This is a genomic window from bacterium (genome assembly GCA_021372615.1).
Classification (GTDB): domain Bacteria; phylum Armatimonadota; class Zipacnadia; order Zipacnadales; family UBA11051; genus JAJFUB01.
The window spans coordinates 1-6,714 of record JAJFUB010000006.1 but is presented as its reverse complement, the minus strand read 5'-3'; the positions used below and the strand labels follow the sequence as shown (position 1 = coordinate 6,714).

Sequence of the window (6,714 nt, the reverse complement as noted above, 5' to 3'; positions counted from 1 at the left end):
GGTAGTGCCATGCGGGGCGGGGTACAAGCCCCCGCCCTACAACGGCGCTCCCCCGCAACCAACGACTGACACGGCTCTGGCCGCCCCAACGTCTCGGAGGTGCTCACATGTACCGCGCAACCATTGGCGTGATGCTCGCCCTGGGGCTACTCGTGTCGCTGGCGATGGCCGCGCCCCCGACCGTCCGCTATGTCGCCCCCACCGGGAATGACGCCTGGTCCGGCGCCCTCGCCACGCCGAACCTGGCCCGCAGCGACGGCCCCTTCCTGACCCTGCAGCGCGCGCAGGATGAGGTGCGCAAGCTCAAAGCCGCCGGGCAACTCGGCGCGGGCGTGACGATCCAGGTGCGCGCCGGGCTCTACCAGTTGCCCCGAGCGCTGACACTGGGCCCCGAGGACTCCGGGACGCAGGAGGCGCCCATCGTCTACCAGGCCTACCCCGGTGAGCGGCCCATCCTGACCGGCGCCCGCGCCGTCAACGGCTTCAGGCCCTACCAGGGCAAGATCCTGCAGTCCGACATGGCCGGCCAGGGCCTCAAGGGCGTCGCCTTCAAGCAGCTCTTCTTCAGCGGCCGGCGGCAGATCCTCGCCCGAACGCCCAACTTCGACCCCAGGAACCCCTACGGTGGCGGCTGGGCCTACGTGGACGGCAAGCTCGTGAACATGTACGGCGACCAGCCGGGCGATGACAAGCGCAAGCTCGTGTACAAGGCGGGCGACGTGCCCGAGATGGCGCGTCCCACCGAGGCCGAGGTCTTCATCTTCCCCCGCTACAACTGGTGGAACAACTGCGTCCGCGTCGCGAGCGTAGACCGCGCCGCGCACACGCTCACGCTGGCCGCCGACTGCTCCTACGCGATCCGCCCGGGCGACCGGTACTACCTGCGCAACGTCTTCGAGGCCCTCGACAGCCCGGGCGAGTGGTACCTCGACCAGCAGGCGGGGACGCTGTACTTCTGGCCCCCGGCCAAGATCACGAAGGACAGCGTGACGGCCTCGGCGCTGAGCAACCTGCTGCAGATGAAGGACGCCGCCTATGTCACCTTCCAGGGCTTCGTGATGGAGGGCTGCGACCAGACGGGGCTACTGCTGCAAGGCTGCCGGCACTGCACCATCGCGGGCAACACGATCCGCAACACCGTGGGGGTGTGGGACTGGGGCTTCTCAGCCGTGGCGGTCAGCGGCGGCAGCGACAACCGCGTCGTGGGCAATGACATCCACGACACCGGCGGCAACGGCGTCTCGCTCTCCGGCGGCGACCGCAAGACCCTGACGCCCGCCAACAATGCCGCCGACAACAACTACATCCACCATGTCGGGCAGATGTACAAGCAGGGCGTCGGGGTGGCCATGAGCGGCGTGGGCAACAAGGCCACCCACAACCTCATCCACGACGGCCCGCGCATGGGCATCATCTTCTCAGGCAACAACCTGCTGATCGAGTACAACGAGATTCGGCACGTGAACCTGGAGACCGAGGACACCGGAGCGGTCTATACCGGCGGGCGCGACTGGATCTCCTCGCGCGGCAGCGTCATCCGCCACAACTATTTCCACGACATCCTCGGCTACGGGCACGACCAGTACGGCCGCTGGCTGTCGCCGCACTTCGCCTGGGGCGTGTACCTGGACGACAACACCGGCGGGGTGGATGTGATCGGGAACATCCTCGTGCGCTGCCCGACCGCGCTGATCCACCTGCACAACGGTCGCGACAACGTGATGGAGAACAACATTCTCATCGGCGGCCGCGACCAGCAGGTCCAGTACAGCGGCTGGACCGACAAGCACCCGTACTGGATCAACCACTACAAGACCATGGTCGAGGGCTACAACATGGTCAAGGACCAGCCCGCCTGGCAGTTCATGCGCCATATGGACATCGGCCCCGAGCAGGCCGTGCTGCCCGACGGCAAGATCATGGCTCACAACTTCTTCCGGCGCAACATCGTGTGGTACGACAGCCCCAAGGCCCCGCTCTATCGCCTGGGCAACGTCAACCTGGAGTACAACAGCTTCGATGAGAACGTGATCTGCAACGCTGGCGGACCGGTGACGATGGGGCTCAAGGGCGCTGAGCCCGCCGACCAGTGGGCCGCGTGGCAGAAGCTCGGCCAGGACAAGGCCTCGGTCATCGCCGACCCGCTGTTCGTGGATGCCAGGCACGACGACTACCGCCTCAAGCCCGAATCGCCGGCCCTGAAGCTGGGCTTCAGACAGATCCCCGTCCGGCGCATCGGACCGTACCGGAGCCCGCTGCGCGCCTCGTGGCCGATTGTGCAGGCCGAGGGCGCGCGGGAGCACCCGCTGATCTCCCAGGACAAGCTGCCCATCCCGCCTGCCGCGACCGAACTGCGCGTCAAGACGCCTGTGCCGGTGCCCGCGATCGCAGCGGCGCCGACGATTGACGGCAAGCTGACCGAGGACGAATGGCCCGCCGCGCAGTTCAAGCCGGCCGAGACGCCCGGCCGCACGCCGATCAAGTCCCTGCCCGCCAGCGCCGTCGTCACCCACGATGCGACGATGCTCTATGTCGCCCTCACGGTCCCCCTGCCACCCGGTGGCAAGCTCAGCCTTGGCGAAGCCTGGGGCCAGCACGACGGGGCGGAGGTCTGCCTGCAGGCCATGCAGGGCGACAAGCCCGCCGGGCCCATCTACGTGATCCACGGGTTCGCAAGCGGCAAGTTCGAGAGCGTCAGCGACGCCGGGGCCACGGTCAAGCAGGCCGCAGCCCTGGGCGACAAGACGAAGTACGCCGCGCAGGCAGGCGCCGACCAGTGGACAGCGGAATGGGCGGTTCCGCTGTCTGCTCTGGGTACCACGGCCAGCCCCGCTGGCCGTGCGCTGACGTTCCGCTTCAACCTCGGCGTCAACCGCACCAGCACCAGCGAATGGATCGCCTGGGCCGGCACGAACGCCCAGAACTGGGTCGTCGCCAACGCCGGCCTGATCGTGCTGCAATAGCGCTCACAGGCGTCCCGGAGGGACGCTTCTGCCAGGCGGGGGTTTCAACCCCCGACCCACCACCGCCGCACGACGCAATGACCGAAAGGACTCGACTGATGCGACAGAACGTGGACACCATGCTCGCGCAGACGCGCGAGTATGTACAAAGCGGCCACCTGCCGATGGTGGCCGTCGCCGCCGCCGCCGGCAGCGGGCTGCTGTGCCGCACGGCCTATGATGGCGACGGGAGCGAAGACGCCGCACTGTGTGACCGGCAGTATGCCCTCGCCTCCATCTCCAAGGCCATCACCGGCGTGCTGACAGCGGTGCTGGTCGAGCAGGGCGTCCTCGACTACGAGCAGCCGATCGCGGAGGTCATCCCGGAGTTCGGCGCTGACGAAACGCGCCGGGCCATCCGCCTCAGCCAGATCTTCAACCACAGCACCGGCCTGCCCTCGCGCTTCGTGGATGCCTGCCATGAGGTGAACTTCGACTCGCAAGCCCTGCTGGAGCGCCTGTGCACCGAGCCCCTCGTGGATGCCCCCGGCACCTGCTCGCGCTACACGACGCACTCGTTCCAGCTCATCAACGAGATGATCCGCCGCCGGCTCGGCCTGGAGATGGAACAGGCGCTGCAACAGTATGTCTGCGGCCCGGCCGGTCTGCGCCGCACGACCTACAGCCCTGACCCCGCCCTCGCCATGCCAACCGTGGACCACCCGGTGCCCGACGGGCCGGAGCGCGAGGCCCTCGCGCGCCTGGCCATGTCCGGCGGCGGGCTGTGGAGCACGCTGGACGATCTACTGACCCTCGGCCGCGCGTGGCTCACGCCGGGCAAGCTCGTGTCGGCCGCGACGAACGCCCGCGCCACGGCCCTGCAGCCGGCGCTGCCCCTGGCCGGTGACGCGGCCGCCATGAGCCGGCGCACGCTGGGCTTCAACCGCGAGCAGCGGCCGGAGTTCCCCCGGCAGCCCGAGAGCGGCTACTTCCACGGCGGGGCCACCGGCACGCTGTGGTACCTCGATCCTGCCTGCGACCTGGTCTTCGTGCTGCTGACCAACCGCTGGGGCTCGGGCAACGACCACTGCTTCGCAGTGCTGAACACGCTGTACGCATAACAGCGGCACGCCGCTGTAGGGCGTAGAGACCGCTTGCGGTCTCAGGGGGCTTGTACCCCGCCCCGAGTGACACTAACCGAACGGATGGGCGGGGTACAAGCCCCCGCCCTACAGCACGGAGAACACCCATGAAGATCGTCATCATCGGCGCCGGCAGCAACAGCTTCGGGCGCGGCGTGCTGGCCGACTTGCTCGGCGAGCCCGGGCGCGCCCTCACGGATCTCGAGGTCTGCCTGGTGGACCTCAACCCCGAGGCCCTCGACCGGATGACGCAGTTCGCTGGCCTGCTCCGGGAGCACAACGGCAGCCCGGCCACGATCACGAGCACGACCGACCGCACGCAGGCCCTGCCCGGCGCCGACTATGTCATCACGGCCGTCAGCATCCAGCGCATGGCCCTGTGGGAGCAGGACTTCCGCGTGCCGCAGGCCTACGGCGTCGAGCACGTGTTGGGCGAGAACGGTGGCCCGGGCGCGCTCTTCCACGCCCTGCGCAGCTTCGAGCTGATCATCCCGATCTGTCGCGACATCGAGCGCCTGTGCCCCGACGCCTTGCTGCTCAACTTCACCAATCCCGAGTCGCGCGTGCTTCATGCCATCCTACACCTGACGCACGTCCGCGCCATCGGCCTGTGCCACGGCGTCTTCGGCCTCCAGCGGCTCGCCAGTCGCGTGCTGGGTATCCCCGAGGAGCACCTCGAGCTGACCAGCGCGGGCCTGAATCACATCTTCTGCGGGTTGAGCATCAAAGACAGGCGCGACGGCAGCGAGCACCTGGCACGGATGCTCAAGATGGTGCAGGAAGACGAGACCGTGGACGTCCCGCCGCTGTATCGCGAGCTGGCGCGCATCTGGGATGTGCTCAGCTACCCCTCCGACGACCACATCGGCGAGTACTTCGGCTTCGCGGCCGAGTTCACCGGCCGCAAGTGGCACTACGGGCAGGAGAGCCACCCCGTCACCGGGAAGCAGCCGGCCGACAGCCTGGTCGCGCGGGTGCTGCGCGGCGAGGTGCCCGTTGCCGACGCCGCCGGCGTGAGCGGTGAGGTCGCCACCGCCGTGATCGCGGCCCTGCAGCGCGAGGAGCCACTCCGAGTTGCCGCGGTGAACCTGCTCAACACCGGCCCGCTGATTGACAATCTGCCGCCGGGCGCGGCGGTCGAAGTGCCGGCCCTGGTCAACCGACAGGGGATACAGCCGCTCGCGGTCGGTGCGCTACCCGAGACGTACGCCGCCCACCTGCGCCTGCAGTGTGACATCGTGGCCGCGCTCACCGAGGCCTACCGCACGCGCGACAAGCGGCTGCTGTTGCGGGCCCTGCTGCTGGACCCGTGCATGCACAGCATCCGCGACGCCCGCGCTTTGCTCGACGACATGCTGACACTCCAGGCGGCCTACCTGCCGAGCTTCAGTTGAAGGAGCAGCCCGTGACTTCCCGCGAACGCATTACCGCCGCCTTCGAGCACCGCGACCCGGACCGCACCCCCATCTGGGAGAAGCTCATCAAGTCGCCGGCTGCCGACGATCTCCTCGGCCGCCCCTGCGCCGCCAGCAACTTCCACTATCGCATGGAGCGCCTGGCGGACGGCGACTGGGATGGCCTCGTCGAGCAGTGGGCGCGCGATGAGGTCGAGCTGTGCGAGCTGCTCGGCTTCGACATGATCCGCCTGTATGAGATCGGCGGCCCGCCGGCCGAGCGCCCTGTGCGCGTGGACGAAGAGACCTGGCGCACCGGCAGGACGTACCAGCAGCGCATGGCCAGTGGCTGGATCCGCACCTGGACCGAGGGCGCCCCGGCCCCCGACCTTGCTGCCCGCGAGGCCGCGATGCGGCAGTCGCTCTCCGGGTCGGCGCCGCCTGTGGGAGGGGTCACCGACCCCGACCGATCGCGGTCGGTGACCGCTCCCACCGACCCGACGGCTTTCCGCCTCATCCGCACCGCCCGGCGCCTCATGGCCGAGAAGGGGATGGACCTGCCCATCTTCTGCGCCGTCTACTCCGTCGGCGTCGCAACGCTCCCCGAGTTCATGCTCGAGTGGTTCATCACCGACCGCGACCTCCTGGCCGAGTACTACCGCCGCAACGCCGTGGCCGGCCTGCACCGGGCCCGGCAGCTCGTCGCCGAGGGTGCCGATGTGATTGCCCTGGGCGGTGACTTCGCCTGCGATCACGGCCCCATGTGCAGCCCGCCCGACTACCGCGCCTTCATCGCCGCGAATCTGCGCGAGCAGTCCCGCCCCCTCCACGACCTCGGCGTCTGGACGACCAACGCCTCCGATGGCGACCTGTGGCCCGTGCTGCACGACTTCCTGGTCACGGCCGAGGTGGACGGCTACGAGGAGATAGACTTCGCCGCCGGCATGGACCTGGCGCGGCTGAAGCGCGAGTTTCCGCTGAAGACCTTCATCGGCAACATAGACATCCGCCACACGCTCACCTCGGGCACGCCCGAGCAGGTCCGCGCCCACACGCGCGAGTGTATCGAGAAGGGCTGGGGCGGCGGCGGCCACATCCTCATGTCCGGCAACTGCATCCACGAGAACGTGCAGACCGACCTGTTCCTGACACACCTGAACACGTACCGCGAAGTCTTCGGCCTGCCATCGCTCTAGGGCGGGATGTCTGCCGCTGTAGGGCGGGGGCTTGTACCCC

Annotated in this window: 4 protein-coding genes; all 4 read left to right on the top strand. The window is 68.7% G+C overall.

Annotated elements, in window-relative coordinates; all coding sequences use genetic code 11:
- The first annotated feature begins 107 nt into the window (after positions 1-107).
- The 4 genes from LLH23_00330 (at position 108) to LLH23_00315 (ending at position 6,674) form a co-directional block, all read left to right on the top strand.
- Positions 108-2,963, top strand: coding sequence for a right-handed parallel beta-helix repeat-containing protein (locus LLH23_00330; GenBank protein MCE5236920.1), 2,856 nt, complete (start codon positions 108-110; stop codon positions 2,961-2,963).
- A gap of 98 nt (positions 2,964-3,061) precedes the next feature.
- Positions 3,062-4,063, top strand: coding sequence for a beta-lactamase family protein (locus LLH23_00325; protein ID MCE5236919.1), 1,002 nt, complete (start codon positions 3,062-3,064; stop codon positions 4,061-4,063).
- 128 nt (positions 4,064-4,191) lie between these two features.
- Complete coding sequence (locus LLH23_00320) at positions 4,192-5,478, top strand: hypothetical protein (GenBank protein ID MCE5236918.1); 1,287 nt, start codon at positions 4,192-4,194, stop codon at positions 5,476-5,478.
- An 11-nt stretch (positions 5,479-5,489) separates the two neighbouring features.
- Positions 5,490-6,674 carry a hypothetical protein gene (locus LLH23_00315; GenBank protein ID MCE5236917.1) on the top strand — a complete coding sequence of 395 codons (1,185 nt, stop codon included), beginning with the start codon at positions 5,490-5,492 and terminating at the stop codon, positions 6,672-6,674.
- Positions 6,675-6,714 lie beyond the last annotated feature (40 nt).